Raw genomic sequence first — 26,299 nt, 5'->3', positions numbered from 1 at the left:
TCGCTCTTTTGCGGCGCCTGTTCACAGGCGTCGCTTTTTTTGGAGGCAATATATGGCAAACGGTGTCAGGGCAGCGAGTGCGCGCGAGGTGGCCGCCTTGCTTTCTAGCGCAAGCGGACAGGAGCTCGACGCTCTGGTCGAGCGCTATGGCGAGGACCCCCGCAAGCAGGTCCAGCATGCCATCGCAAGCGCGCTTGCGCGCCGTGAGAGGGAGCGGGCAGAACGGGAGCGCGTCGATGCCATGTACGACCTGCAGCGCGAGATTGGCGGAGAAGGTCTCGTCATTGGGGTTGACGAGGTCGGCCGTGGTGCCATTGCAGGTCCCCTCACCGTGGGCGCCGTCGTGCTTCCCAACGAGCCTCGCGTCTGGGGGATCAACGACTCGAAGCAGCTGACACCCGCCCGTCGCGAGTCGCTTGCGGCGCAGATTGCTGACGTCGCCGTCGCCATAGGCATCGCGCACATCGAGCCCGCATCCATCGACGCGGTGGGAATGGCCAACGCCTTGCGAATGGCCATGTCGCAGGCAATCGAGGATACGGGCGTCGATCCCGACTGCGTCCTCATCGACGGCAATCCCATGCACGTCCACTCTAAGGAGAAGACAATGGTCAAGGGTGACGCAAAGATCGCCGCAATCGCCGCCGCCTCGATTGTGGCCAAGGTGACCAGGGACTCACTGATGATTGCCTACGACAGCGAGTATCCCGGCTACCACCTCGCAGAATGCAAGGGCTACGGCTCTGCCGCACACATTGAGGCGATACGAAAGAACGGCCTCACGCCGATTCACAGAGTCTCCTTCTGCGGGAATTTTCTCGAGACGCCCGCACTTTTCTGATAGACAGGCTAAACCGCACGAAGCAGACCCGTCGAGCCAGTGCTCGGCGGGTCTGCTTCGTGCAAGTTCCGCGATGCAGCTTCGTGTCATACGGATATAGCCAGGTGCAAGCCGCTCAGGCGACAATGCCCCCACTGTCGAGACAATCACGGGAGGATGCTATGGGTGACGACAAAGAGAGGGACGCGCGCTCGGCGCGCGTCGAGGAGTCTGGGGCATGGGCGGGGGAGGGCAGATCGTGTGGTACGGAGTCGCATTCAGCGAGCGCCCCTGCCTTTCATGACGATTTGGATGGCGGCACCTCTCCCTCGTGCGGGGGAGAGACCGACGGGGCCTCGTCCGGGCGTGAGGAGGAGACGGCGACCTCCTGCGGCTGCGGCTGTCGCTCGGATCTTGGGCGCGAGGTGCGAAAGCCGGTCGAGGAGATGACTAACAAGGAGCTTGGGGATGAGGGCGAAAGGATCGCCCGAAGCTACTTGATGCGCCGCGGGATGGAGGTCCTCGCCTGCAACTGGCGTACCAAGTACGGTGAGGCCGACATCGTGGCGCGTGAGGATGATACTGTCGTACTTGTGGAGGTGAAGACGAGACTGGCCCTGGGTGATCGGGCTGATGAGATGCCCGAGCTTGGCGTAAGCATCGAGAAACAGAGGCGGTATCGAAACATGGCCCTCTGCTACCTCGTCGACCATCCCGAGGCCACATCTATCAGGTTCGACGCCATAGCCGTCAACGTCGTGGGGGAGCGCCTCGCGAAGCTCAGACATCTCGTCGGTGCCTTCTCGTGGGACGACTGACATGTCTCGGGACTCGCTGGCCGTTAACGCTGCGACCATACGGGGTGTGGAGGCCTTTCGTGTGTCTTGCGAGGTTTCGTGCAGTGGTGGCATACCGGGCATCAGCATCGTGGGACTTCCTGACGGGTCCGTGCTCGAGGCGCGCACGCGGGTCCGCTGCGCCATCAGAAACTGCGGCTTTGAGTTGCCTCGCCTTCACATCACAGTTAACCTCGCCCCGGCCGAGCTTCGCAAGACGGGCACCGGCTTCGACCTTCCTCTGGCCGTGGGCATCCTCGCCGCGACGGGGCAGATTCCGCGCGGGGGTCTGGACGGCCTGCTGTTCGTCGGAGAGCTTGGCCTGGACGGGTCGGTCAATGAGTCTCGAGGCATGGTCGCGTATCGACACCTCGCAGATTCTCTCGGGCTCAGGCTCGTCTGTGCTCCCGAGTCTCCCGTCGGACCAGACCCACAGAGGACCTTGGGACTCAGCAATCTCTCACAGCTTCGTGGCGGCGCCCTCCGTATTCCCACGCTGGACGCACCCGTCGTCTCGTCCGTCTCGCCCGTCTCTCCCGAACCGCTTGACTATAGAGACGTGATTGACCAGGAGATGGCAAAGCGCGCGCTCGTCATTGCTGCGGCGGGAGACCATGGCCTCCTTATGGTCGGCCCTCCCGGCTCTGGCAAGAGCATGCTTGCGCAAAGGATGACGTCTATCCTCCCGCCCCTTCACAATTCCGAGAGGGAAGAGGCGCTTCTCGTTCACTCGGTCGCAGAGGAGGACATCGGCGGCCTCTTGGCCGGGCAGCGCCCGTTTCGCTCACCGCATCACAGCATCTCGTGTGCCGGCATGATTGGCGGAGGCCGGCCCGTCGTTCCTGGTGAGGTCTCGCTTGCGCATGGCGGCGTGCTCTTCCTCGACGAGATTCCCGAGTTCGCATCTAACGTCCTCCAGGCGCTCAGACAACCCTTCGAGGAGCACGAGGTAAGGCTCGTTCGGGCAGACGGGCTCTACCGTTTTCCGTGCAGGTTCTCTTTTCTCGCGGCCGCGAACCCATGCCCCTGTGGGCACCTGGGCGATATCGGCCGCGAGTGTAGATGCTCGCCTGCGCAGATCGAGAAGTACCAGTCACGCGTCGGCGGGCCGCTTCTTGACCGCATCGACATGCATATATTCGTGTCACGGCCCGACTCGCGTCTGGTTGTCCGGGACGAGCAGGGCACGGGGTCGGACGAGATGCGGGAGAAGGTCATTTCCGCGCGGGAGTACGCCGCATGGCGAAGGGGGCGAGAGCCGTCCGAAGGACGCCCGACCGTCTCGAGCTTATCCCTTGGCGCCGATGCCCGTCGCTCGCTCGAGGTGCTCTCACGACAGCTGGGGCTGGGCGGGCGCGCGACCGTTAAGGTCGCCTCTGTCGCGCGAACCATCGCCGACCTTGACCATCGGGCACGGGTGTCCAGGGAGGACGTCGGCGAGGCCTGCGCGTATCGGGAAAGGAGCAGGTGATGTCCGCCAACGTTCCTAGATGCGTGATCGAGAGGGGTCACGACCGTTACCCCGCGTCGTTGCTCGATATGGAGAGTCCACCGGAAGCCATATATGTGTTCGGAGACCCCGACTCGCTTTGCACCGAGACCATTTCCATCGTGGGGGCTCGGCGTTGCACTCCCTACGGCTGCGCCGTTGCCGAGATTGCGGGCAGGGTGTCAGCGGAGAGCGGGATCACGGTAGTGTCGGGGGGTGCAATGGGCTGCGACTCCATGGCCGCTCGCGCAGCGCTGGACGCCGGCGGACGCACGGTTGTCGTCTCGGGATGCGGTGCAGATGTCGTGTACCCGCGAACCTCCCGCGATGTGTTCGAGCGAGCGGTCGAGTCAGGAGGTGCCGTCGTATCGCTCGAGCGTTGGGGTTCGCCACCAAGAAAGTACGCGTTTCCTAAGCGCAACCTCGTGATTGCTGCGCTGTCCCCCGTGACCCTCATTTGCGAGGCGGGGGAGAAGTCTGGAACTATGAGCACGGCGCTTGCCGCATCGGACCTTGGGAGGACCCTCTATGCCGTCCCGGGTTCCATCTTCTCGGCGGAATCCCAAGGAACCAACAGGCTGATCGCCGACGGCGCCTCTCCGATATGCTCGGAGCACGATCTCGAGGCCTGCATCGCACTTGACTACAATCGGCTGAGACTCGCGGAGGAGCGTCCGTGCGAGAGCGAGACTCGGATTATGTCGGCTCTCGTCGCTACGCCCATGAGGGCGGACGACCTTGCACGCTATGTTGCCGAAGATGTGCTGACTGTTCTCGGGACGCTTGCCGACTACGAGGCCAACGGCTTTGTCGTGCGACTTCGCGATGGAAGGTACTCCGCTTCGAAGGATTATCTTGCCATGCGCGATAGTATTGAACATGAAGCAAACTAAGTAAAGGAGGCATGGTGGAAGAGCGAGTTACGGTGATTGGCGGGGGGCTTGCGGGCAGCGAGTGCGCGCTTCAGCTTGCGGCAAGGGGAGTCAAGGTGACGCTGGTCGAGCGGAGGCCCACTGTCCCTTCTCCAGCGCATCACACCTCTAATTTTGCCGAACTCGTATGCTCCAACTCGCTCAAGTCGATGCGTCGCGACAGCGCTGCTGGACTTCTCAAGGAGGAGCTCCAGAAGATGGGCTCCTTCGTCCTGGAGATGGCACGCCAGAATGCTGTTCCTGCCGGCGGGGCGCTTGCGGTCGACAGAAACGGCTTCTCGGCTGCCGTTACCGAGGCCATTGAGTCTAATGCGAACATCGAGGTCGAACGCCGCGAGGTCGTGGACATCCCCGACGGTTACGTGGTCGTCGCAGCCGGCCCCCTCTGCGGCGACGGTTTGTTCGAAGCCCTGAGGCAGAGGCTCGGTGGAGAGGCCTTGTCGTTCTACGATGCCGCTGCCCCCATTGTCGATGCAGAGTCGCTGGATCGCTCTGTTATCTTCGAGCAGTCCCGCTACGAGGAGTCTGGGTCCGGCGACTATCTCAACTGCCCCATGAACAAGGACGAATACGATGCGTTCTACGACGCTCTTGTCTCTGCCGAGAAAGTCGTCTCGAAGGAGTTCGAGCAGACAGACCTCTTCAACGCGTGCCAGCCTGTCGAGGAGGTCGCCAAAACCGGTCGCGACTCGCTGCGTTTCGGTGCCCTCAAGCCGGTTGGTCTCAACGATCCACGTACGGGCCGTCGGCCTTGGGCGGCGGTCCAGTTGAGGTCCGAGAACTCGGACGGGACCGCCTACAACCTTGTCGGCTTTCAAACCAACCTCACCTGGGGAGATCAGAGGCGCGTCTTCAGGATGATTCCCGGCCTTGAGAATGCAGAGTTCTTCCGCTACGGCGTCATGCACAGGAACTCCTTCGTCGACTCGCCTCATGTGTTGGACGACAGCTTTGCGATTCCTGGGACTACCGTGCGTCTTGCCGGCCAGATTACGGGCACCGAAGGGTACACGGAGGCCATCGGCTCTGGGCTCCTCGCGGCCCTCAACACCATCGCCGACCTTCGCGGCCTCCCGCGCGTCTCGCTTCCGCGCACCTCTGCCTTCGGCGCGCTCGTGTCGTACGCCACCGATCCCAGCACCGTTGACTACCAGCCCATGCACGTGAACTTCGGCATCGTGCCTCCTCTGGCCGGCCCGCGCATGAATAAGCGCGAGAGGTACCAGGCCTATGCGAAACGCGCGTCCACCGACTTTGACGCGTACCTCTCTGACCGCGGCGACCTGTTTGGGCCCTGAGATGTCAGCGTCGGTTGAGGGGGAGAGCGGCAGGGGACTTTCGCGTGAGGGCACCGAGAAGGACACGTCCTTCTCCCTCCTTGTCGAGGCCTACCTGAATCGCATCTCGCGCCTGGGCAACTACTCCCCGAACACTGTTCGGGGCTACGCCACGGACCTCGACGCCTTCTGTCGCTGGGCGCGGCGGTCAGGTGTGGAGCCGCTCGACATCACGCATGCGCAGCTTCGCAGTTACCTTGCGTATCTGGTCAGCGCACGCTACGGTTCGTCGACCATAAACCGTCACCTCTCGGCGATTCGCGGGCTCTACGCCTGGCTTCTTCGAGAGGGGCACACTAAGAAGGACGCTGCGGCCGCGCTTGCGAGTCCGCGGCGGCCCAAGTCGCTGCCGCACGCCCTGACTGACGAAGAGGTGAGCGACCTCTTAGACGACTGCGACGAAGACACGCCCGTCGGCCTGAGAGACCGCAGCGTCCTGGAGCTCATGTACGCTACCGGCGCCAGGATTTCGGAGGTCTCGGGGCTTGACGTTCGTGACATCGACTTCTCCCAGGGACAGGCCAAACTCTTCGGCAAGGGGTCGAAGGAGCGTATTGTTCCCGTCTACGCCGTCGCCCTCGACAAGATTAAGGCCTATCTGCAGCTTGGCCGACCTGTGCTTTCGACCTCCGGTGCCGATGAGGCCGCGCTGTTCCTGTCGACCCGGGGCAGGCGCATGAGCGCCGACGCGCTGAGGACCATGTTCGAGCGGCATGCGCTGCGGGCTGGTCTTGGCCCGCACGTCACCCCCCACTCCATGAGGCACACCTTCGCGACCGAGTTGCTTTCGGGCGGGGCCGACCTTCGAAGCGTCCAGGAGCTGCTGGGCCACGCCGACCTCTCTACGACGCAGATTTACACGCACCTTTCGGTCGAGCGTCTCAAGGACGCCGCAAGACAGGCCCATCCGCGCGGGGGAGAGGGCGACTAGCCTCCTCTTGCCGCGCTTCGAATGTGCTTATGTAGTGAAGGTGTGCGAGGCCTTCCGTTAGACAAGGTGGCCAAATCGCTGTTATACTGTCAAATCGCTGTGCGTCCGTGCAGCATAAATTCGCACGCGTGACGACTCGTCGGCCACGGTGCCTGGGGCATCAGCCGTGTCCTGGGTGGCTCTGACGGGGTTGACATCATGCGGAGGCAAAACCAATGGAGGTTAGAACATGGCTGTTAAGATCAACATCCGTACCCTGCTCGAGGCCGGTTGCCACTACGGTCACCAGACCCGTCGCTGGAACCCCAAGATGAAGTCCTACATCTTCGGCGAGCGCAACGGCATCTACATCCTCGATCTCAAGCAGACCGTCCTCGGCGCTGACAAGGCATACACCTTCCTGAAGGAGACCGCCGCCAAGGGTGGTCGCATCCTCTTTGTCGGCACCAAGAAGCAGGCTCAGGAGCCCGTCGCCGCTCAGGCCGAGCGTTGCGGTATGCCCTTCATTAACCAGCGCTGGCTCGGCGGCATGCTCACCAACTTCGTGACCATGCGCTCTCGCATCGACCGCATGGAGGAGCTTGAGGCTATGGTCGAGGACGGCCGCATGGCGCTTCTCCCCAAGAAGGAGCAGGCTGTCCTGGGCAAGGAGCTCGAGAAGCTCCAGCGCAACCTCGGCGGCGCCCGTGATCTTCACGCCCTGCCCCAGGCCCTCTTCGTCGTCGACACCAAGCGCGAGGAGATCGCCATCCGCGAGGCCAACCGCCTGCACATCCCCGTCGTTGGCCTTTTGGACACCAACTCCGACCCCGACGTCGTCGATTACGGCATCCCCGCGAACGACGATGCCATCCGCTCCGTCAACCTCATGTGCGAGCTCGTCGCTGACGCGATTCTCGCTGGCTCTGGCAAGGAGCAGATTTCTGTTGAGGAGATGGCTGCTGGCGAGACCACTCCCGCAGTCGAGGCTCCCGCTGCCGAGTAAGTAGCTTCAGCTTTTTCCGATAGGCATTAGTATCCCCAAAGGAGGGGCATAACATGGCACAGATTACCGCCGCTCTTGTTAAGCAGCTTCGCGAGATGACCGACTCGCCGATGATGGAGTGCAAGAAGGCTCTCGTCGAGGCCGATGGTGACATCGAGAAGGCCGTTGACGTCCTGCGCAAGATGGGCGTTGCCAAGGCCGTCAAGCGCTCTGGTCGCGACACCAACGAGGGTACCATCGCTGCTTACGTCTCCGAGGACGGCAAGACGGGCGCTCTTCTTGAGCTCACCTGCGAGACCGACTTCGTCGGCACCAACCCCAAGTTCACCGGTTTCGCTATGGACCTTGCCAAGGTCGTTGCCGAGAACGATCCTGCCGACGTCGTCGCTCTCAAGGCCTGCGCCATGGGCGAGGGCACTGTTGAGTCCGAGCTCACCGAGATGATCCACGTCATCGGCGAGAACATGAAGGTCGCTCGTTTCCAGCGTCTCTCCGTCGAGAACGGCGTCCTTGCCAACTACGTGCACCACAACGGCAAGCTCGCTGACATCGTCACCTTCTCGTTCAACAACGCCGAGACCGCCGACAACGACGAGTTCAAGTCCTTCGCGCACGACGTCGCCATGCAGGTCGCTGCTGCCGCTCCTGTTGCCGCTCGTCGCGAGGACGTCGACTCCGCCGTCGTCGAGCACGAGAAGAGCATCTACATGGCTCAGGCTGCCGACTCCGGCAAGCCCGAGGCAATCCAGGAGAAGATTGCCGTCGGCAAGCTCGAGAAGTTCTACAAGGAGAACGTCCTGACCGAGCAGGAGTCCATCAAAGAGTCTGGCACCACCATCAACGAGCTTGCTGCTAAGGTCAGCAAGTCCGCGGGTGATGACGTCAAGGTCGTCAGCTTCGTCCGCTTCTCCTTTGGCGAGTAAGATCTGAGTTGATACTTTTGGGGGCCGGCGCTTTTGCGTCGGCTCCTTTTGTATGCGGAGACTGTTCCCTAACCTTAAAAATGGGGTTGCTTCGATAGGCCTCTGGTATCATCTGATAGGCTTACGTCGCATGACACCACATGCCGATTTGACTGGAGGCGTTGTTTTTGTCTGACTACAAGTACAAGCGTGTGCTTCTCAAGCTCTCGGGCGAGGCACTCATGGGCAATAACGATTTCGGTATCGACCCCGAGGTTCCTCAGAAGATTGCCGACGAGCTTAAGCCTGCGTATGATGCCGGCCTTGAGATCGCCGTCGTCGTCGGCGGAGGCAACATCTTCAGGGGCCTTTCTGGTGCCGCCGCGGGTATGGATCGCGCCCAGGGCGACAACATGGGTATGCTTGCGACGGTCATCAACTCGCTTGCGCTTCAGGACACTTTCGAGCGCAACGGCATGATGTGCCGCGTCATGAGTGCCATCGAGATGCACCAGGTCTCCGAGACCTACATCCGTCGCCGTGCCATCAGACACCTCGAAAAGGGTCGCATCACCATCTTTGCGGCGGGAACCGGCAACCCGTACTTCACGACCGACACCGCGGCAGCGCTCAGGGCCTGCGAGATCGGCGCCGAGGTTCTCATGAAGGCCACCAAGGTGGATGGCATCTACGACTGCGACCCGGTCAAGAATCCTGATGCCGTGAAGTTCGACAAGATTTCCTACCGCGAGGTCCTTCGGCGCAACCTGCACGTCATGGACGCCACCGCGACGGCCCTGTGCCAGGACAACCACATGCCCATCATGGTCTTTAACCTTGACGGCGACGGCATCTTCGACCGCGCGCTTCGCGGCGAGTCCGTCGGCACGACCGTAGTCGAAGAAGAGGAGTAACGCTATGAGCCAGTACACTTCCGCTGCAAAGAAGCAGATGGAGAAGAGCATCGATTCTCTCGTCTACAACTTCACCAGGGTCCGCACGGGCCGCGCGAACGCTCACGTCCTTGACGGCATCAAAGTTGACTATTACGGCCAGCCCACTCCCATCACCCAGCTCGCTGGTGTCAAGGTCCCCGAGGCATCCATGCTTGTCATCGAGCCATGGGACAAGGGCATCCTGAGGGACATAGAGAAGGCTATCGAGCTCTCCGATCTGGGCATTACCCCCAGCAATGACGGTGCGAGCATTCGCCTTCCGTTCCCCAGGCCCACCGAGGAGAGGCGCAAGGAGCTCGTTAAGGAGTGCGGACGCTATGCCGAGGATGCCAAGGTCGGCATTCGCAACGCCCGTCGTGACGCCAACAACAAGGCCGAGAAGGACGAGGAGCTCTCCGAGGACGAGGTGTCTCGCGAGAAGAAGGCCATCCAGAAGCTGACCGACGACTACGTTGCCAAGGTCGACGAGCTTCTGAAGAACAAGACCGCCGAGGTCATGGAGATCTAGTCCGTCTTGACTCAGCCAGAATAGATTGACGATTTGAGAAGGTCCTTTCCCGCTGGGGGACGGGGCCTTCTTTGCCTCTTTTGCTTCTGCGGCTATTGCGTATTTGCTGACATATAGATGCGCTTGTTGTAGTGTATTAGGGCTTACGTATAAATGAACGGCTGAGCAGGGGGAAACAGCCTTGGATTTCGATTCCAAAAAGCTCGAGGCCTACTATAGCGACGCCCGGGAAGATATTTCTCTTTCGGAGATCGACCTCGATCGCATTCCCTCGCACGTCTCGATCATCATGGACGGCAACGGAAGATGGGCCCAGGAGCGCGGACTTGACCGCTCGCGCGGGCATGTTGCCGGCGTGGACTCCCTTCGCGAGACCGTGACCACCTGTGTGCGGCTCGGCGTTGACGCGCTTTCGGTCTACGCCTTCTCCACCGAGAACTGGAAGCGCCCGCAGCGCGAGGTCAACCTTCTCATGCACCTCTTCGCGACCACCCTCGTTAAGGAGCTGCCTCTTTTCCACCAGGAGAACGTCCGCCTCCGCTTCCTCGGCGACCTCGAGGCCCTTCCCAAGGAGACGCTCAAGGTGTTCCAGCGTGGCCTCGATGAGACTGCGGACCACACGGGCATGGAGTTTGCGCTGGCAGTCAACTATGGTTCGCGCGCCGAGATCACGCGTGCGGCGAGGTCGATCGCCCAGGACGTCGCCAGCGGTGCTCTCAGCCCCGACGATGTCAGCGAGGAAGCAATCTCTTCTCGCCTGTACACGTCAGGACTTCCTGACCCTGACCTTCTGATCCGCACTTCCGGTGAGCTGAGACTCTCCAACTACCTGCTCTGGCAGCTCGCGTACACGGAGTTCTACGTCACGCCGAAGTACTGGCCAGACTTTGATCGCTGGGAGTTCCTGCGTGCGGTGCGCGCGTTCCAGTCTCGCAATCGCAGGTTCGGCGGGGTGGTTTCCAAGTGAGCGAAGACAGGCCGATGTCCGGCAAGGAGCCGAAGGTCGCGGAGAAGCGCATTCCCGCCGGGCTCAAGAGGGGGATGGCTAGTTTGGGGACCAAGAACGATTCCAAGGCGGAGAGATCCACGCCCGAGGGTCCGCGCGGTCAGGGCGCTCGTGGTTGGACCGAGAAACTCCTCACGCGCACGACCTCTGGCGCGGTGTACACCATCGTCATACTCGCCTGCTTGTTCGCGGGCGTGATGCCTACCTGCGCAATCGTCACCGCCATGGCCTGGCTGTGCTGCTCGGAGTTCTTCCGCATGGTTCGCATGAGCGGGCGCATGCCCAACGACATCCTGGGCCTCGCAGCGGCCATTGCGTTCCCCGTCGCCGCCGTCATGCCGTTTGCGGGCGCAATGCGGCTCGTCCTCGTCCTTCTCCTTATCTGCTGTGCCATCTGGTACGTCGCGACACCGCGCTCCAACATTGCCGACGTGGCCCTCACGGCCTTTGCTCCCATCTACACATCGCTTCTCTTCTCGTGCATCGTGCTCATCAGGAGGAGTGACCCCACGTGGATCGGCGGGCTTCTTACTCTTGCGGCAATGGGATGCATCTGGGTCTCTGATGCGACCGCCTACTTCGTCGGAACGAAGTTCGGGCGCCACAAGCTCGCTCCGAAGATCTCTCCCAACAAGAGCGTGGAGGGCTTCTGGGGCGGTCTCGTCGGGTGCGTCGCGGTCTGGGTCCTCGTCTGGGCCCTGGGCCTCTGGAACATCTCCCTCCCGCTCGCCGTCCTCATCGGCGCGTGCTCCGGAGTTATCTCCGTCGTCGGCGACCTCTTCGAGTCGCGCATCAAACGCGGCGTTGGGGTGAAGGACTCCGGCGACATCATGCCCGGCCATGGCGGGCTTCTTGACCGATCCGACTCCATGCTCTTTGGCGGCATGGTCATATATGTAATTCTCCATTTGGGAGGCGTCATTTGAACTTCTTCGAGAACGCGGCCTTTGGGGGCAAGCGCCCCGAGCCGCTGAGGGTTGCCATTCTTGGGGCGTCTGGGTCTATCGGAACCCAGACGCTTGATGTTTGCAGGCAGCATTCGGACAAGCTCCGGGTCGTTGCCATCTCGGTCTTCGGCTCCGTGGCGAAGGCCGCCGCGATTGCGCGGGAGTTCTCGGTCGAGCACGTTGTGATCGTCGAGGAGCAGCGCAAGGGTGACCCCGCCGTCGCCCAGATTCCCGACTCGTGCGACGTCAGCTTCGGTGACGACGCCCTCGTCGACCTTGTGGCCCGCGACGACGTCGACTGCGTCGTGAGTGCCGTGGTGGGCTTTGCTGGCATCAACGCCGGCTACGCCGCCCTCAAGGCTAACAAGCTGCTCGTGTACGCCAACAAGGAGTCGCTTGTCTGCGGTGGCGACCTCCTGATGCCGCTTGCCAAGCCCGGCCAGCTCATCCCCGTTGACTCCGAGCACTCGGCAATCTTCCAGTGCCTGGTGGGGGAGCGCCGAAGTGACATCTACCGCATCTGGCTCACCTGCTCTGGCGGTCCGTTCTACGGTATGAGCCGAGAGGAGCTCTCTCGCGTCAAGCCCGCCGACGCCCTGAGGCACCCAACTTGGCATATGGGCGAGAAGATCACCATCGACTCCGCGACGCTCATGAACAAGGGACTTGAGGTCCTCGAGGCGCATCATCTCTTCGGCGTCGAGGTCGACAGGGTGAACGTCCTTGTCCACCGTCAGTCCATGGTCCACTCTATGGTCGAGTTCTCCGATGGCGTCGTGAAGGCGCAGCTTGGGCCCTCTGATATGAGGATCCCCATCCAGTACGCCCTGAGCTATCCCGACCGCTGGGAGACTCCCTCGGACCGCGTCGACTACTGGTCCGCTCCCGACTTCAGCTTCGGCAAGGCCGACGAGGAGGCCTTCGGCTGCCTCGCGCTCGCCAAGGAGGCCGGTCGCACCGGAGGCACGATGCCCACGGTCATGAACGCCGCCAACGAGGTCGCGAACTATGCCTTCCGCTGCGGCCAGTGTGGTTTCCTGGACGTCGAGCGAATCGTCGGTCACACGATGGAACTCTCCGAGCCGCAGCCCGTCGAATCGTTGCAGCAGCTCCATGAGGTGGACGAGCGCTCCCGCGAGGTCGCTCGCAGCGTTCTCTCCGAGGTCGGTCGATGAGTTTCGCCTGGGGCTTTCTCTCGGCCGCTTTCTGGGGCATCGTCACGCTTTCGGCCCTTGTCATCATCCACGAGGGCGGCCACTTTATCGTCGCGCACCTGCAGGGCGTAAGGATCACCGAGTTCTTCATCGGCCTCCCGTGCCGGCTCCACTGGAGCCGAAAGTCTCGCTCATTCGGAACCGAGTTCGGGGTGACGCCTATTTTCCTGGGCGGCTACAACCGCATATGTGGCATGGAGGGCACCCCTGATGAGCTGCTTGCGCCGTGCCTCGCCATCGTCCAGCGCGAGGGCCGCGTCAGCGCGGCGGCCGTCGCGGAGGAGCTGGGGTGTGATGTCGACAGGGCGTATGCGCTTCTTATCACGCTAGCCGACTGGGCTTCCGTCCGTCCCTTCTACGATCCCGAGAAAGGCGAGCGCGAGGGACAGCGGGAGTATCCGGAATGCTTCGAGACCGTGGCCCGCGACGCGGCCCTACTGACCGAGTTCGACTCGCGCAACGCCGTGGGCGACGAGGGCACCGCCGAGCCTGGGGCTCCTTGTCCCATCGACGGAGACCCCGAAGACTTCCTCGCTCACGAACGCTCGCGGGTCTATGCCGGAAGGGGCTTTCTGGGCAAAGTCGCCATTCTTCTAGCGGGTCCCTTTGTCAACATTGCCTGCGCGTTTCTGATCCTTGTGACTTCGTTCTCACTTGTCGGCGCTCGCGTCGTTCTGGACGCGCCCGTTTTGGGCAACGTCGAGGAGGGGAGCTATGCGCAGGCTGCCGGCCTGCTTCCCGGCGACCGGGTTACCAAGGTAGGAGGCTGCTCGGTCGCGACCTGGGGGGAGCTCTGTTCCGCCCTTGACCAGGCTGGCGCGCATGGAGGTGACTTCGACGTCTGCTATGTGAGGGACGGCTCCGAGTCCACCTGCACCGTCGAGGTTCCCGAAGGCCAGGGCATGGGGCACTTCGGCATCGACGCGACCATCGTCACGAGGCGTCTCTCGCTCGACGAGTCGCTGCGGGCCTCCTGGACCTACTGCAAGACGACTGTCTCGTTCGCATTCAGGCTCATGATGCCCCAGCACACAATCGAGACCGTCAACAGCGCGTCCTCAGTCGTTGGAATCTCTGCTGCGGCGGGGCAGGCGGCCGCGAGCGGACCGAACGCACTTCTCCTCTTCATGGCCCTCGTCTCGATGTCCTTGGGTGTCATGAACCTTCTGCCGGTTCCGCCCCTGGACGGCGGCAAGATCCTCATCGAGGTCGTGCAACTCATCGTCGGCAGGCCGATATCCACGCGCGCCCAGAACGCCGTGAGCTACGTCGGCCTCGCGTTCTTCCTGTTCATCTTCGTCCTCGCCGTCAGGAATGACGTGTTGAGGCTTCTTCCGTAAGGACTGGTGGTTTTCGTGTCTTCACATGACGTTCCCGCAAGGAGCCTGACCCATCAGGTGCACGTAGGGGAGGTGGTCATCGGCGGAGGTTCCCCCGTCTCGGTGCAGTCCATGTGCACCACGAAGACCGACGACCCCGAGTCTACCCTCGCGCAGATTCGCGACCTCGCCGACGCGGGTTGCGAGATCGTGCGCGTTGCCATTCCCGGGCCCAAGGTTCTGGACGGGTTCTCCCAGATCTGCCAGGGGAGCGTCCTTCCCGTGGTGGCTGACATTCACTTTGACTACAAGCTCGCCATCGAGGCGGCACGGCGCGGTGCCGCGGGTCTCCGCATCAACCCCGGGAACATAGGCTCTTTCGAACGCGTCGACGCGGTGATCGACGCCGCCGGCGAGGCCGGTATCCCCATTCGCATCGGCGTGAACGCGGGCTCGCTCGACCGCAAGTTCGACGAGCGCGATGACATGACGCTCCCCGAGAAGCTCGTGGCCTCCGCCTCGGGATACGTCGAGCACTTCGAGTCCCGCGGCTTTGCGGACGTCGTCCTGTCGGCCAAGGCGCATTCGGTCCCGACGACACTTGCCACCTATCGAGCTCTCTCGCGCGAGCTTCCACACGTGCCCCTGCACGTCGGCGTCACCGAGGCCGGCACGCTGCGCCAAGGCACGGTAAAGAACTGCGCCGGCGTCGGCATCCTGCTTGAGCAGGGGATCGGTGACACCATCCGCCTCTCGCTCACGGCGGACCCGGTGGAGGAGTGCCACGTCGCGTGGGACCTCCTGTCGTCGTTGGGCATGCGCAGACTCCATCCCGAGCTCGTGAGCTGTCCCACATGTGGCCGGTGCCAGGTGAACCTTATCGGCATAGCCGAGGAGGTCTCCACGAGGCTGCAGAAGGTCAAGGCCCCCATATCCGTTGCCGTCATGGGCTGCGTCGTAAATGGGCCCGGAGAGTCGCGTGACGCCGACCTCGGCATCGCTTGCGGCAAGGGCCAGGGCGTCCTATTCGAGAACGGCAAGATGATTCGCAAGGTTCCCGAGGACAAGATCGTGGACGAGCTCTTCTCGGAGATAGAAGATCGCTTTGGAACCGAGGCCTAGCCTCGTTTCGCGCCGGTCTCGCATCCGGAAAATTGCGTGGTAGATTTGGCAATCGCGGCGTGAGCTTGCGTCGCGATTGCTATCATTTCTGAGTTGCACGAATGCTTTGTTGGAAGGAAGTACGTTGAGACAGTACATGAAGATGTCGAAGCTCTACGCTCCGACCCTCAAGGAGGACCCGACCGAGGCCGAGCTCGCCAGCCACAGGCTGCTCCTTCGAGCCGGTATGATTCGCCGCGGCGCCGCAGGCCTTTATAGCTACCTGCCCCTTGCCTGGCGTACCATCAGCAAGATCGAGGCCATCATCCGCGAGGAGATGGAGGCCATCGATGCGCAGGAGATGCTTACGCCCATCCTGACCGACGCCGAGCTCTGGCACCAGAGCGGTCGCTGGGACGCCTACGGCCCCGAGCTCATGCGCGTGAGTGACCGCCACGACCACGAGTTCGCGCTCGGTCCCACCCACGAGGAGACCTACACGGACCTCGTACGTAACGAGCTTCGTTCCTACAAGCAGCTCCCCGTCACGCTCTACCACATCCAGGACAAGTTCCGCGACGAGCTCAGGCCTCGCTTCGGTCTCATGCGCGGTCGCGAGTTCATCATGAAAGACGCCTACTCTTTCAGCGCCACGCAGGAGTCCCTGCAGGAGTGCTATGACCAGGAGAAGGACGCCTATGCCAGCATCATGGAGCGCTCGGGCCTCAAGGCACTCCAGGTCGTCGCCGACTCCGGTCAGATCGGTGGGGACACCTCCGTCGAGTTCATGGCCCTTGCCGACGCGGGTGAGGCCGACCTTGTCTATTGCGACGACTGCGGCTTTGCCGCGGACACCGAGGCGGCTGTCGTCGGCATTCATGTCGAGGAGGGTCCGGGCTCCGAGCTCGAGAAGATCGAGACTCCGTGTGACGGCACGATTGAGGCCGTCTCGAAGCTGCTGGACCTCCCGGAATGTGCCTGCCGCAAGTCCGTCGCGCTCGTCGCCGAGGATGGCACGCTCGTGCTCGCCATTGTCCCTGGTGACCACGAGATCAACGACGTCAAGGCCGAGCACCTCTTTGGTCACTACGACCTCATGAGTGACGATGAGCTCGAGAAGTGCGGCCTTGTCAAGGGCTTCATGGGTCCCGTGGGTGCCAACGGCCTCAAGGTCGTCGCTGACGTCTCGCTCAAGGACTCTCAGAGCTGGCTTGTCGGCGCCAACGAGGTTGGCTTCCACTTCAAGGGCGCCAAGCCCGGCCGCGACTTCCAGGTGGACGAGTGGGCCGACCTCGCGTCAGCCAAGGAGGGCGATGCCTGCCCGAAGTGCGGCGCCAAGCTCAAGGGTGCCCGCGGAATCGAGTGCGGCCAGGTGTTCCAGCTGGGCACCAAGTACTCCGAGGCTATGGGTGCGACCTTTGCCGACGAGGACGGCAAGGAGAAGCCCCTCATCATGGGCTGCTACGGCATCGGCGTCTCTCGCATGGTGTCCGCCATTGTCGAGCAGCATCACGACGAGCACGGTATTATCTGGCCTGTGTCCGTCGCCCCGTATGAGGTCGAGGTCGTCCCCCTGGACGTGAACGATGACCTTGTATGGCCAGTTGCGGTCAAGATTGCCTCCGACCTCGTTGCCGCCGGTATCGAGGTCGTAGTCGACGACCGCAAGGAGCGTCCCGGCGTCAAGTTCAACGATGCCGACCTGTACGGCTTCCCGTACCAGATCGTCTGCGGCAAGAAGGCCGTCAAGAACGGTAACGTCGAGGTCAAGGACCGTGCCACAGGCGAGCGCCAGGAGCTCTCGATCGACGAGGTCGTTGCAATGGTTGTCAAGCAGGTCGAGAGCCAGAGAGCGTAGCCTTCGCGTCGGCCCTTTTGGCCGGAGCCACTTTGTGAGCAGTTTTTTAACTTCTCGGCTTCATTCGCTCCGACTTCTGGTACCATTGCCTACGCACTGAGGGCGATTGGCTCAGGGGTAGAGCACTTCCTTCACACGGAAGGGGTCGCTGGTTCGAATCCAGCATCGCCCACCAGATTGGGGATATAGCTCAGTTGGGAGAGCGCGTGACTGGCAGTCACGAGGTCAGGGGTTCGAACCCCCTTATCTCCACCACGACACGAAGCTGCGAACTCGCATTTTTTGGAATCGAGTTCGTAGTTAGAATAAGGAGAGAGGACGGTTGATTAACCGTCCTCTCTCTTTTTTTGGCACCACGTTAATTCACACAATCTGGATATTGCAACGTCCTTCGCTGTATTCGTTTTTGGGGCAGTTCCTCAGGATAAGGGGGCGTGGCACCACCCTAATATCGCCCTAAACACGGGCTTAGAATCTCCCCAGATTGGCAATCGTCGGCACGATGCCGACACGACTGAAAGGGGTAGATATGATTTCGTAGATGACATGTCCTCGGTGCGGCGCATGCATGCATATGGATGGCATTTGCCCGCCCTGCGGGTACGATGACGGTGCGGGCGGTCGCGAGTATAGGCGCTCCCCGCTCATCGTCAACGAAACGCCGACGAGCACGACGTCCACGATGGCCGTATCGACGATGATGGCTGCACGCAACGCCGAAGCTGCCGCCGAAATCGAACGCGAACAGAGGCAGGCGCTCATCCTCGCGGAGCTGGCGGATGACGAGCGCATCCGCGAACAGCGCAAGCGCGAGCGCCTTAACGCTCGCGAGCGTGCACGCAAGGCCGACCTTGAGCGCAAAATCGCCCAGCTCGTCAGCGAATATGCCGATAATAAATCTGCGAGGCATGATGATGGCTAGTTCAGCCTCTAATAATCATCGGCGGGCGAGTAGGCAGGGGGAGGCGGCGCGTGAGCGCCGCCGCTCTATTTTGAAGGTGCGCATGAATGAACAAGAGCTTTCAAGGCTGGACGACTACGCCTGCAAACTCGGCGTCAGTCGTTCGGAGGCTGTGCGCTATCTGCTCAAAACCGCCGAATCGAAGCAGGCGGGGGCTACAGCGCCTCTTGAAACGATTGCTGATGCCTCGGCGAAGTTCGGCATGCTAGGCACTCTGAATCGGCGCATCGGCAACAACCTCAACCAAATTGTGAAAGCGATGAACACGCGCGCCAGGCAAGACGATTGGATTAGCGTCGGCGAGGAGGTTATGCACGGCGTTACGTTCGGCGAGATATCGCAATGCACCGATGTTCTCAAAGCGCAGGATAACGCAATCGCCGCGCTGCTCGAAGAGCTGGAGGAGGGCATTTGATATGGCTGCGACGTTCGTTGAGCCGTTGCGCAGCGCCCGACAGCGGACGGTCTACACCGAGGGCAAGGACGGGGAACGCCCTATCGCAATGTACTGCGACCTTGGAAGCACACCCCTGTTCGTTGCATACTGCGAGCGAGCGAGGAGGCTTCACGGCCGAAGGGTCGAGGCCTACGGCGTCCGAATCAGCTTCGACGATGCGGAGCTTTCTGCAAGCAACGTGGAAGACGTGCAGACGGCCATCGACTTCGGGAAGGAAGTTTGCAAGCGAATCGCTCCCGATTGCCCCTGCCATATCGTGGCGCATGGTGACGGAGAAGGCGGGAAGCTTCATGTGCACTGCGAGATTGCCAACGCAGATGCGTTCGCGGGAAAGGCTATCCGCGAGAACCGCAGCGCCTCGCGCGTGCGGCAGATCGCGGATGGCCTTTCCCGTGAGTTTGGTCTGTCTGTCATTGGGGAGACGCCAGCCAAACGTGCACGGTGGGAGGAATCGCGGGGCGTCGAGCCGACGTATAAGGGCGCAAACGGATGGCAAGCCAAGCGCGCCCTTCCAAGCGTTGACGAGTTCGAGCGCACGTTGGGCGATGCAGTGTCCGAATGCCTCGAGTCGGCAACGTCGACTGAGGACTTCAAACGCCTGCTTTCCGAAAGGGGTATCGGCATCGTGGAAGTACCGAAACGCGAGAAAGACCCGAAGACAGGTAAGCGTCGCGACGTGGTAGACCACGCGACGGGCGCTGTCGAAATCGCATGCTGGCGATACACGATGAAAGACGCGACAGGTCGCATGCGCCGCCGCAAGGACGCGAACCTCTACGACGCGTTCCGCATGCACGACGTTCTCCCCCTGCTAAGAGAACGCGAATCGGCTATTGCCAGAAAGCAGGCCAACGAGGAGAAAGCGACATGGCGGGCGAGGATTGCCCGCATCGAGCGGAACGAGAGCGAGAAGGCAAACCGCCGTCTGGTCGTAGATGCATCCGAGGTATCGAAGGATTTGGATGCGCTTTGGCGAGCGAGGTTCACGGAGGCAATGGGCAAGACGGGAAACGCAGACGAGCCGCTCATGAACCTCATTCGTGATAACTGCGCCGACGATGCGACGAAGAGGGAGGCTGCGCGCGACCTTTCCCGCGAGGTGAAGCGCGTACACGATGAGCGCCCCGCGTCGAACGTCGAGGGCGAAACGCCCGCTCAGACTAAGCGGGCCGTCTTGTCGATTGTCGAGAAGCGCGCACGCAATCTCATCACGCGCATGCTTGCGGCGCCCTGGCGCATGCGTATAGCCATGGAGCAGCGAATGCGGCGAGCGATAGGGGCAGATGAACGCGCGGAGCTTGCCCAACGGGTCATTGAGCAGACCAGCCGACAATATGGATTCGCCGCCGAAGAGCCGACAACCCGCAAAGACGAACGGCAGATGGAACTTGAATACACCTACAGCAGAGGAAGCCACCAACTTTCGCTTTAGAGCAAGAGAAGGACTGTTGAAAAGGATGGGAACGGTGCATATTCCAATAGCGCAAGCATGCTCGGTGTGGCCACAATTACCGATACGGTTTGTGTCCACACCGAGCGCTTGCGATGGGGCGCTGCCCCCTCGACCCCTGCGGGGGAAGAGCGCCGCCCTTCCCCTCGACCCCAACCCGCGCGGGCGCCGCCCGCGACCCGTCAAAGTGCACATGGTGTACTCGGTGCGCTCCCGCATGCGGGAGATTTCTGCATCATACAAACAGCAGGTTCACCCGTCGCGTCGGCCTAATTGCGGACTATACTGTTCATATTCATATGGGACAGGCTGTTTGCAGCTTTCGATGTGAGTTTACGGACAGGCAGAAATGACAGATGCACTCTTAGATTAAACAAGAGTGAATCGGGAAGGGGGAATTGCACATGACCGAATCAGAAAAGATGCAAGAGCAGCAAAACGAGTCTACCGATATTACCGAAGAAACAGAGCTCACCTCTTCCGAAGTTGATGCCGACAAGAATTCGTTCGAAGGAGAAACTGAAACTACCCCCCAGGCGCTTGATGAGCCTGAGGTTATGCAGAGCGAAGGCGAAAGCGACAACGAGCACAACGATGATAGCCCCAACTTCGAAAACCAGACTGAGGAGGCAATAGAAAACCCGAACGGAACAGGAGATTCATTCAAGAGTGACGAGACAGATGCCGTCACGTTGGCTGAGAATAGCCAGGGAGAAGAGAAGAAGCCCTCAACTGATGCGATTAAGAAGCTCCTTTCGAACAAAACAGTACTCATTGGAGTCGGCATCGCGGTTGTTGCTCTTATAGTAATTGGCCTTTTCGCTACGCACACCATTTGTTTCCATGATTGGGCTGAAGCGACATGCACAGAACCAGAAACGTGCAACATCTGCGGACGAACGCAAGGCGAGCCAGCAGGCCATAATTGGAAAGCAGCAACTTGCACAGAACCGGAAACATGCTCTGTATGCGGGGCAACACAAGGTTCGGCATTAGGTCATTCTGTCAGTGAGTGGACTGTGGACACCGAGGCAAGTTGCACATCAACGGGATTGCGCCATGGAAAATGTACGCGATGCGGAGAAACGGTGCAAGAAACCATTCCTAAAGCAAAACACACGCCAGGAGATTGGGAGGTAACCGAGGAAGCAAAGATAAGCCCATCGGGAACTATAACGCCTGGCAAGAAAGCGCGGAAATGCACCGTTTGCGGTCAGGTCGTCGAAACCGAATCATTTACCCCCGATATCTCAAAGTCAAAGATGAACGCTCTGAAAAAGGCTGACAGTTATTTAAGCTGGGGAGCTTTCTCAGAGCAAGGCTTGATTGAGCAACTAGAATTTGAGGGTTTTTCGCAGGAAGATGCAGAATGGGGAGTTCGATACTGCGGGGCGGACTGGAACGAACAAGCCTACAAAAAGGCAAATAAATATCTGAGCTGGGGTTCGTTCTCGCATAAAGGCTTAGTTGAGCAGCTTGTATTCGAAGGCTTTACTTACGATCAAGCAGAGTATGGCGTTTCAAAGACTGGCTTGTAAGATTATCCACCTTGAAATCAAATGACGAAAAGTCACTTGACATACAACAAGAACAACAGGGCGGTATGCTATTAGCGCTACAGCTCTGGTTCGCAGCGCGAAGCGTCCATCGAAGACCAAGCGAAGGCGGCGCGCAAGTACGCTGTGGAGCATGGACTTGAGATAGTCCGCGAGTACAAGGACAGGGCAAAGAGCGGGCGCACGACAAAGGGACGCAGTGATTACCTGCGCATGCTCGACGAAATGCCAAGGCTCAAGCCGTCCACGCTCATCGTATGGCATGGCAATCGCCTCGGGCGCAACGCATTCGACACTTTGAGAATGCGTATGGACGCGGTGGAACAGGGTGTCGAGCTGGTCTACACGGACGGCCAAGCGCCCGACATGCGGGACATGATGGGGCTGATTGCCGCTGTAGTCGAGGACACGCAATCAGAGGATTTCTCCGACAAGCTTTCGGCTGATATCAGGTGAGGAATCCAGCACAACGCTGAACGCGGCCTGTACTGCGGCAGGCCGATACTCGGATACGTGGGCGAGGTGGGCAAGCCTTACGCTATTGATGAAAAAACGGCTCCCGTGGTGCGTCGCATCTTCACCGAGTACGCGGGCGGCGCATCCATGCAGCAGATAGCCGACGAGTTGAATGCGCAGGGAATCCGCACGTCGTGGGGCAACGATTCACTATCAACGGCCTGCGCTCTGTCTTGCACAACGATGCCTATATCGGCGTGTACAAGTACGCTGGACATGTCATCGAGGGCGGCATGCCCGCCATTATCGAACGCGACCTGTTCGAACGGGTGCAGCGAAAATTCAAGGAGAACAAGCGTGGCGGTGCACCTAGGCGCGCAATTTTGACGGATTGCGACGAGGATACCCCACGTTTCTGGCTCACGGGCAAGCTGTATTGCGGCAATTGCGGAGAGCCGATGTGGGGCATAAGCGGAACGTCGAAGACTGGGGCTAAGCATTACTTATGCATGCAGGGGCAAGACGAAGCGAATGGGCTGTCGCAAGAGGAACATCCGCAAGGACGATATTGAGGCCGAAGTGCTCCAAACCCTCCGCGATTTCCTGACGCATCCCGAACTTTTGGCGGATATCGCGGCCTGGGCTGCTGATTACTACAAGAACGAGCTGGGAGGCTCTTCGTGCATTGGCAGTTTGAGGACGGAGTTGAAAGAGACGGAAACGGCTCTCTCGAACATCCTCAAAGCGATAGAGGCGGGCATCTTCAACGACATGACCCAAAACCGTATGCTGGAATTGCAGAGCCGCCAAGAGACGCTTGCGCAATCCATCCTTATAGAGGAGGCTAATGCCGAGCTTTTCGAAGACGAAGGTACATTCGAAGAGTATTTGTGCAGGTACGCCAATGCAAACCTTTGCGACGAGGAGACGAGGACGAGGTTCTTGAGTATTTCGTTGACCGAATCTATGTATTCGATGATCGAATCGAGCTGACTGGGTGGTTTACCGACCCGTCGTATTGGTGGTTTGCGGAAGACCTAATAGAAAACGATAGCTATGTCGTTCGATGGCCTTTCCAGCAAGATTTAGAGTTCGAACCATTCGCGCTGAACTCCACCATGATAGATACGCCGCCGGACTCTGTCCGGCGGCTTTTTTTATTGCAGTGTGGCTTGCCTTTCTTGTGCCTCTTCAACACGAGGCACGGCGACGGCCCATGAGGGCGTGCCCTTCTCCCAAAGGGCTCTTGTGTCATGCTTGCTACCTGCTATGGGCTTCACATGGCATCGTGGCCCGCCAGAGGTGTCTGACGGGCCACGATGTGCTTTGCTCTGTTGGGGCTCATGGGGTTTAGTAGTGCGAGACCACCACGTCGCCGACCTTGGTCAGGTCGTAGAGCGACTTTGCTGCGCTTGTAGGAAGGTTCACGCAGCCGTGGCTTCCGTTCGTCTGATAGATGGAGCCACCGAAGCGGCTGCGCCAACTTGCGTCGTGGAAGGCTACGAGGTTGGTCACGAAGGGCATCCAATAGGTGACCTTGCTCTCGTAGTCTGGCTTGCCGTCGCCGTTCTCGTCCAGGCCCTTGAGGGTCTGGTTCATGCCCTTGTTGGAGTTGATCGTGTAGACGCCCTCGGGCGTCTTCCTGCCCTCGGAAACGTCTCCGCTCACGAAGTCGCTCTCCCAAATAAGGTTGCCGCTCTCGTCGTACATGCGTGCGTGCTGCTCGCTGAGGTCGCAGTCGATGTAGCGCTTGCCCCAATCGGCGCCACCGGGGTTCCAGACGGCTGCGCTGCTCGTCCAGTTGACCTCGGTCGTGGCCTCGGTGCACTCCTGGATGTTCTTTGCGAGCGTCTGGGCCAGGGCTCCGGTGTCGACGGACCAGCCGTAGGTGCCGCCCGTCACCGTTACCTTCTTTCCGTCGGCGCGCGTGTAGGTCCTGCTGGAGCCGACGGTGTTGAGCTTTGATCCGAGGCTGTCGTTGGCCCACTGCGCGAGGGCGTCGGTGTTGATCGTGACGTCGTAGTTGTCCCCGAAGCTCACCCACTGCGCTATCTCGTCCGCCCCGACCTTTGCGACCTCACTTCCGCCGGCGGTTAGGGTCTGCGACGCGGCGAGGTACTGATTGGCCTTCTCGACTGCCTGTGCGAGATCCTGGCTGTCGTGGGTGACCGAGGGCTTCATAAGCGCCTCGGGGCCGAGCTCGAGCGTCTCGGTTCCCGTTGCCATCGCGTTGCTTGCGAGCTCGATGACGGCCTGGTCGTCCACCTTCGTTCCCAGGACCTCGGGCTTGATCTCAAATTTCTTGCTTTCCGAGTTGTAGCTGGGAGCCGCGTCGACGGGGTCGCTTGCGCCCTCGTTTGCCTTCTCGGTTGCCGCAGAGATGATCTGCGCGAGCTTGTCCTCGTCGAAGGAGGTGCTTGCGCTCACGTTGACGCGGCTTCCGGTGAAGATGACAACTGGCCAGGCCCAGGGGTTCGTCTTCCTGAGGGCCTCCTGCGCTATCGCCGTGCCGTCGATCTTCAGGCCGATCTCGGAGGCTGACACGCTTGCGACCACGTTGTCGCCAGTGATCTTGAGCTCGTAGGAGTCGATCTTCTTGTCATTGGCGCTTGCGTAGCCGCCGACCGTAGCAAGCGAGACATCTGCCCCGTTTATCTTCGTGTTGGGCATGAAGACGTTGGACCAGACCACGACGCCGCCTAGGTAGACAGCGGCAACTCCACCCAAGACGCCGAGCGCGACCTTGGCCCCCCTGGCGGGTTTGTGGTTCTTCTCCCTCTCGTCCTCTGACGGCGTGGCGAAGTGTGCTCCCTTTCTGTGCGCGTCCCGTGATGGCTTTTTGGGCCTTATGACCTCGATCTTCTCCGTAATGTCAACTGAACTCTGCTCGTCTCTAGACAACGCTATCCCCAAATTCTCATACGCTAGCGTGACTGGCCGCACGCATCTTATGTGCAATACTTTGATTCTAATATTGTCCCTGGTGTTTCGATGAATGGCGGACCTATTAATGACAATTACACGCATCGACTCCCTTGACGACCCGCGCATCGACTCCTACGCGCGGCTCACCGGCAGGCAGCTCAAGAGTGTCATCAATCCCGGAGATGCCTCGATCATCTGCGAGTCCCTGTACGTGATCCAGTTGGCCGCGCGGCTGGGCCTGGCCTTCAGGTCCGTCCTCGTCGACGAGCGCCACCTTCAGAGGCTGCTAGACCTCATTCCCTCACTCGAGGACCTCGACATCCCCATTTACGTCGCGTCTCGCGAGGTCATGTCGGGCATCGTCGGCTTTCGGGTGACGCGCGGCTACCTCGCCTGCGTAGACCGGCCGCGGCCTGCGAGCGCCGAGGACATCCTCTCCAGCTCTTCGCGCATCGCGGTCGTGGAGGGGCTTGTGGACGTGTCCAACATGGGCGCGCTCTTCAGGTCCGCCGCCGCGTTGGGTGTCGACGGTGTCCTCTTGGCTCCGACCTGCGCCGACCCGCTCTCGCGACGATCGATTCGCGTTTCTATGGGGACGGTCTTCCAGGTTCCCTGGGCTCCCGCACCGCCTCCCTGGGCTGGAGGCGTGTTCGAGGCGCTGCGGGCCCATGGCTTCGAGAGCGTTGCCATGGCCCTCGACGACCGTGCGGTTCCCTTGGGCGACTCCTCTCTCGCGAAGGCGGACAAGCTTGCCCTCTTCTTCGGGACGGAGGGCACTGGCCTCACCGAAGAGGTCCTCGCCAGCGTCGACAGGACTGTCATCATCCCCATGTCGCACGGCGTCGACTCCCTTAACGTCGCCGCGTCTTCGGCCGTTGCGTTCTGGGAACTCTGCGCCCGCCCGAGGGCATAGGGGAGAAGTCCTTCACCCTTCGGCTTGGGGCTTCTTTCTGCATGACGGCTCGTTAGCACTAAAGGAGGCGGCCCGTCCGGAATGTGAACTGCGCCCCAGTTCTTGGACGGGCAAATAAAGCGGCCTAGGCCGCATGCAGGGACTGATTCCGGAACTCCTCCGGGGTCAGTCCCTTCAGCTTAACCTGACGCCTCCTCGTGTTCCAGTGGACGACGTAGGCGTCGAGGTCCCTCTTGAACGCGTCGAAGCTCGGCCATGTCTGGTCACGGAAGAACTCGTCCTTCAGGTGGCCGAACACCTGCTCGGTCGCCCCGTTGTCGATGCAGTTGCCCTTCCGGGACATGCTCTGCACGACGCCCGCCTCCTTCAGCCTGTTGCACCACCCGGCCTGCTGGTACTGCCAGCCCATGTCCGAGTGCAGTATCGGGCTGGCGCCGTCG

Annotated in this window: 25 protein-coding genes, 2 tRNA genes and 2 pseudogenes; 27 read left to right on the top strand and 2 right to left on the bottom strand. The window is 60.9% G+C overall.

The features are described 5' to 3' along the window. Window positions 1-52: 52 nt before the first annotated feature. From BMY31_RS02840 to BMY31_RS02720, 26 genes and pseudogenes are all read left to right on the top strand, one after another. Window positions 53-841 (top strand): ribonuclease HII, encoded by a 789-nt coding sequence (locus BMY31_RS02840; RefSeq protein ID WP_078686766.1) that lies wholly within the window; start codon window positions 53-55, stop codon window positions 839-841. 161 nt (window positions 842-1,002) lie between these two features. Further along, window positions 1,003-1,638 (top strand): YraN family protein, encoded by a 636-nt coding sequence (locus BMY31_RS02835; RefSeq protein WP_180371340.1) that lies wholly within the window; start codon window positions 1,003-1,005, stop codon window positions 1,636-1,638. 1 nt (window position 1,639) lies between these two features. After that, on the top strand, window positions 1,640-3,127 hold the full coding sequence (locus BMY31_RS02830) for a YifB family Mg chelatase-like AAA ATPase (RefSeq protein ID WP_091008136.1): 1,488 nt from the start codon (window positions 1,640-1,642) through the stop codon (window positions 3,125-3,127). Beyond that, entirely contained in the window at window positions 3,127-4,038 is a 912-nt protein-coding gene (locus BMY31_RS02825) for a DNA-processing protein DprA (RefSeq protein WP_078686763.1), read from the top strand. Before BMY31_RS02830 ends, BMY31_RS02825 begins: the two co-directional genes overlap by 1 nt. A gap of 11 nt (window positions 4,039-4,049) precedes the next feature. Beyond that, window positions 4,050-5,375, top strand: coding sequence for a methylenetetrahydrofolate--tRNA-(uracil(54)-C(5))-methyltransferase (FADH(2)-oxidizing) TrmFO (gene trmFO, locus BMY31_RS02820; RefSeq protein WP_078686762.1), 1,326 nt, complete (start codon window positions 4,050-4,052; stop codon window positions 5,373-5,375). Window position 5,376: 1 nt separating this feature from the next. Then, window positions 5,377-6,345, top strand: a complete 969-nt coding sequence (locus tag BMY31_RS02815; protein ID WP_078686761.1) for a tyrosine recombinase XerC — start codon at window positions 5,377-5,379, stop codon at window positions 6,343-6,345. Between the two features lie 229 nt (window positions 6,346-6,574). Continuing rightward, entirely contained in the window at window positions 6,575-7,330 is a 756-nt protein-coding gene (gene rpsB / locus BMY31_RS02810) for a 30S ribosomal protein S2 (RefSeq protein ID WP_078686760.1), read from the top strand. Window positions 7,331-7,383: 53 nt separating this feature from the next. Beyond that, window positions 7,384-8,253, top strand: coding sequence for a translation elongation factor Ts (tsf, locus tag BMY31_RS02805; RefSeq protein WP_078686759.1), 870 nt, complete (start codon window positions 7,384-7,386; stop codon window positions 8,251-8,253). Window positions 8,254-8,420: 167 nt separating this feature from the next. Continuing rightward, entirely contained in the window at window positions 8,421-9,146 is a 726-nt protein-coding gene (gene pyrH, locus BMY31_RS02800; protein ID WP_078686758.1) for a UMP kinase, read from the top strand. A gap of 4 nt (window positions 9,147-9,150) precedes the next feature. Then, window positions 9,151-9,696: a ribosome recycling factor gene (gene frr, locus BMY31_RS02795; RefSeq protein ID WP_078686757.1), complete on the top strand. Its 546-nt coding sequence runs from the start codon at window positions 9,151-9,153 to the stop codon at window positions 9,694-9,696. A gap of 181 nt (window positions 9,697-9,877) precedes the next feature. After that, on the top strand, window positions 9,878-10,663 hold the full coding sequence (locus tag BMY31_RS02790; RefSeq protein ID WP_091008132.1) for an isoprenyl transferase: 786 nt from the start codon (window positions 9,878-9,880) through the stop codon (window positions 10,661-10,663). Continuing rightward, a complete protein-coding gene (locus tag BMY31_RS02785) occupies window positions 10,660-11,628 on the top strand; it encodes a phosphatidate cytidylyltransferase (protein WP_257612364.1) in 969 nt (322 codons plus the stop codon). The genes BMY31_RS02790 and BMY31_RS02785 overlap by 4 nt, the downstream gene beginning before the upstream one ends. Then, window positions 11,625-12,824 (top strand): 1-deoxy-D-xylulose-5-phosphate reductoisomerase, encoded by a 1,200-nt coding sequence (gene dxr / locus BMY31_RS02780; protein ID WP_257612363.1) that lies wholly within the window; start codon window positions 11,625-11,627, stop codon window positions 12,822-12,824. Before BMY31_RS02785 ends, dxr begins: the two co-directional genes overlap by 4 nt. Beyond that, window positions 12,821-14,203 carry a M50 family metallopeptidase gene (locus BMY31_RS02775; protein ID WP_091008126.1) on the top strand — a complete coding sequence of 461 codons (1,383 nt, stop codon included), beginning with the start codon at window positions 12,821-12,823 and terminating at the stop codon, window positions 14,201-14,203. Before dxr ends, BMY31_RS02775 begins: the two co-directional genes overlap by 4 nt. A gap of 15 nt (window positions 14,204-14,218) precedes the next feature. Beyond that, window positions 14,219-15,304 carry a flavodoxin-dependent (E)-4-hydroxy-3-methylbut-2-enyl-diphosphate synthase gene (gene ispG / locus BMY31_RS02770; protein WP_090991471.1) on the top strand — a complete coding sequence of 362 codons (1,086 nt, stop codon included), beginning with the start codon at window positions 14,219-14,221 and terminating at the stop codon, window positions 15,302-15,304. A 124-nt stretch (window positions 15,305-15,428) separates the two neighbouring features. Further along, entirely contained in the window at window positions 15,429-17,141 is a 1,713-nt protein-coding gene (locus tag BMY31_RS02765; RefSeq protein ID WP_304528582.1) for a proline--tRNA ligase, read from the top strand. A 100-nt stretch (window positions 17,142-17,241) separates the two neighbouring features. Continuing rightward, window positions 17,242-17,316: transfer RNA gene (locus BMY31_RS02760), tRNA-Val, on the top strand. A gap of 4 nt (window positions 17,317-17,320) precedes the next feature. Next, a tRNA-Ala gene (locus BMY31_RS02755) sits at window positions 17,321-17,396 on the top strand. A 427-nt stretch (window positions 17,397-17,823) separates the two neighbouring features. Continuing rightward, a complete protein-coding gene (locus BMY31_RS08855; protein WP_180371339.1) occupies window positions 17,824-18,063 on the top strand; it encodes a hypothetical protein in 240 nt (79 codons plus the stop codon). An 82-nt stretch (window positions 18,064-18,145) separates the two neighbouring features. Further along, window positions 18,146-18,517 (top strand): plasmid mobilization relaxosome protein MobC, encoded by a 372-nt coding sequence (gene mobC, locus BMY31_RS08850; protein ID WP_180371338.1) that lies wholly within the window; start codon window positions 18,146-18,148, stop codon window positions 18,515-18,517. 1 nt (window position 18,518) lies between these two features. Continuing rightward, window positions 18,519-19,991, top strand: coding sequence for a relaxase/mobilization nuclease domain-containing protein (locus BMY31_RS02745; protein ID WP_180371337.1), 1,473 nt, complete (start codon window positions 18,519-18,521; stop codon window positions 19,989-19,991). A gap of 422 nt (window positions 19,992-20,413) precedes the next feature. Continuing rightward, a complete protein-coding gene (locus BMY31_RS02740; protein ID WP_091008117.1) occupies window positions 20,414-21,547 on the top strand; it encodes an Ltp family lipoprotein in 1,134 nt (377 codons plus the stop codon). A gap of 87 nt (window positions 21,548-21,634) precedes the next feature. Then, window positions 21,635-22,021: pseudogene (locus tag BMY31_RS02735) on the top strand (recombinase family protein); the annotation flags it as partial. A gap of 147 nt (window positions 22,022-22,168) precedes the next feature. After that, window positions 22,169-22,314: pseudogene (locus tag BMY31_RS09030) on the top strand (recombinase family protein); the annotation flags it as partial. Then, window positions 22,315-22,593: a zinc ribbon domain-containing protein gene (locus BMY31_RS02725; RefSeq protein ID WP_374057309.1), complete on the top strand. Its 279-nt coding sequence runs from the start codon at window positions 22,315-22,317 to the stop codon at window positions 22,591-22,593. It abuts the pseudogene before it with no gap. Then, window positions 22,553-23,014, top strand: a complete 462-nt coding sequence (locus tag BMY31_RS02720; protein ID WP_091008109.1) for a hypothetical protein — start codon at window positions 22,553-22,555, stop codon at window positions 23,012-23,014. The genes BMY31_RS02725 and BMY31_RS02720 overlap by 41 nt, the downstream gene beginning before the upstream one ends. Window positions 23,015-23,371: 357 nt before the next feature. Here the strand turns inward: BMY31_RS02720 and BMY31_RS02715 are convergent, their stop codons facing one another. Beyond that, window positions 23,372-24,922: a L,D-transpeptidase family protein gene (locus tag BMY31_RS02715; RefSeq protein WP_180371336.1), complete on the bottom strand. Its 1,551-nt coding sequence runs from the start codon at window positions 24,920-24,922 to the stop codon at window positions 23,372-23,374. Window positions 24,923-25,031: 109 nt separating this feature from the next. On the opposite strand from BMY31_RS02715, the gene BMY31_RS02710 reads away from it, so the two are divergent. Further along, window positions 25,032-25,859 carry a TrmH family RNA methyltransferase gene (locus BMY31_RS02710; RefSeq protein ID WP_091008103.1) on the top strand — a complete coding sequence of 276 codons (828 nt, stop codon included), beginning with the start codon at window positions 25,032-25,034 and terminating at the stop codon, window positions 25,857-25,859. Between the two features lie 124 nt (window positions 25,860-25,983). Here the strand turns inward: BMY31_RS02710 and BMY31_RS02705 are convergent, their stop codons facing one another. Further along, window positions 25,984-26,202 carry an IS3 family transposase gene (locus tag BMY31_RS02705; protein ID WP_369821286.1) on the bottom strand — a complete coding sequence of 73 codons (219 nt, stop codon included), beginning with the start codon at window positions 26,200-26,202 and terminating at the stop codon, window positions 25,984-25,986. Between the last annotated feature and the right edge of the window lie 97 nt (window positions 26,203-26,299).

The sequence above is a fragment of the Parafannyhessea umbonata genome, from assembly GCF_900111255.1.
Classification (GTDB): domain Bacteria; phylum Actinomycetota; class Coriobacteriia; order Coriobacteriales; family Atopobiaceae; genus Olsenella_J; species Olsenella_J umbonata_A.
This window is presented reverse-complemented; position numbering and strand designations above follow the sequence as displayed.

Bases quoted from the DNA above. Each gene is read 5' to 3' on its own strand.
- BMY31_RS02825 (WP_078686763.1), top strand. From the start codon at position 3,127: ATGTCCGCCAACGTTCCTAGATGCGTGATCGAGAGGGGTCACGACCGT.
- rpsB (WP_078686760.1), top strand. From the start codon at position 6,575: ATGGCTGTTAAGATCAACATCCGTACCCTGCTCGAGGCCGGTTGCCAC.
- BMY31_RS02720 (WP_091008109.1), top strand. From the start codon at position 22,553: ATGGGCTGTCGCAAGAGGAACATCCGCAAGGACGATATTGAGGCCGAA.
- BMY31_RS02705 (WP_369821286.1), bottom strand. From the start codon at position 26,202: ATGTCCCGGAAGGGCAACTGCATCGACAACGGGGCGACCGAGCAGGTG.
- BMY31_RS02775 (WP_091008126.1), top strand. From the start codon at position 12,821: ATGAGTTTCGCCTGGGGCTTTCTCTCGGCCGCTTTCTGGGGCATCGTC.
- BMY31_RS02835 (WP_180371340.1), top strand. From the start codon at position 1,003: ATGGGTGACGACAAAGAGAGGGACGCGCGCTCGGCGCGCGTCGAGGAG.
- mobC (WP_180371338.1), top strand. From the start codon at position 18,146: ATGAATGAACAAGAGCTTTCAAGGCTGGACGACTACGCCTGCAAACTC.
- trmFO (WP_078686762.1), top strand. From the start codon at position 4,050: ATGGTGGAAGAGCGAGTTACGGTGATTGGCGGGGGGCTTGCGGGCAGC.
- BMY31_RS02740 (WP_091008117.1), top strand. From the start codon at position 20,414: ATGACCGAATCAGAAAAGATGCAAGAGCAGCAAAACGAGTCTACCGAT.
- frr (WP_078686757.1), top strand. From the start codon at position 9,151: ATGAGCCAGTACACTTCCGCTGCAAAGAAGCAGATGGAGAAGAGCATC.
- tsf (WP_078686759.1), top strand. From the start codon at position 7,384: ATGGCACAGATTACCGCCGCTCTTGTTAAGCAGCTTCGCGAGATGACC.
- BMY31_RS02840 (WP_078686766.1), top strand. From the start codon at position 53: ATGGCAAACGGTGTCAGGGCAGCGAGTGCGCGCGAGGTGGCCGCCTTG.
- BMY31_RS08855 (WP_180371339.1), top strand. From the start codon at position 17,824: ATGGCCGTATCGACGATGATGGCTGCACGCAACGCCGAAGCTGCCGCC.
- BMY31_RS02725 (WP_374057309.1), top strand. From the start codon at position 22,315: ATGCCCGCCATTATCGAACGCGACCTGTTCGAACGGGTGCAGCGAAAA.
- BMY31_RS02815 (WP_078686761.1), top strand. From the start codon at position 5,377: ATGTCAGCGTCGGTTGAGGGGGAGAGCGGCAGGGGACTTTCGCGTGAG.
- BMY31_RS02830 (WP_091008136.1), top strand. From the start codon at position 1,640: ATGTCTCGGGACTCGCTGGCCGTTAACGCTGCGACCATACGGGGTGTG.
- BMY31_RS02710 (WP_091008103.1), top strand. From the start codon at position 25,032: ATGACAATTACACGCATCGACTCCCTTGACGACCCGCGCATCGACTCC.
- BMY31_RS02745 (WP_180371337.1), top strand. From the start codon at position 18,519: ATGGCTGCGACGTTCGTTGAGCCGTTGCGCAGCGCCCGACAGCGGACG.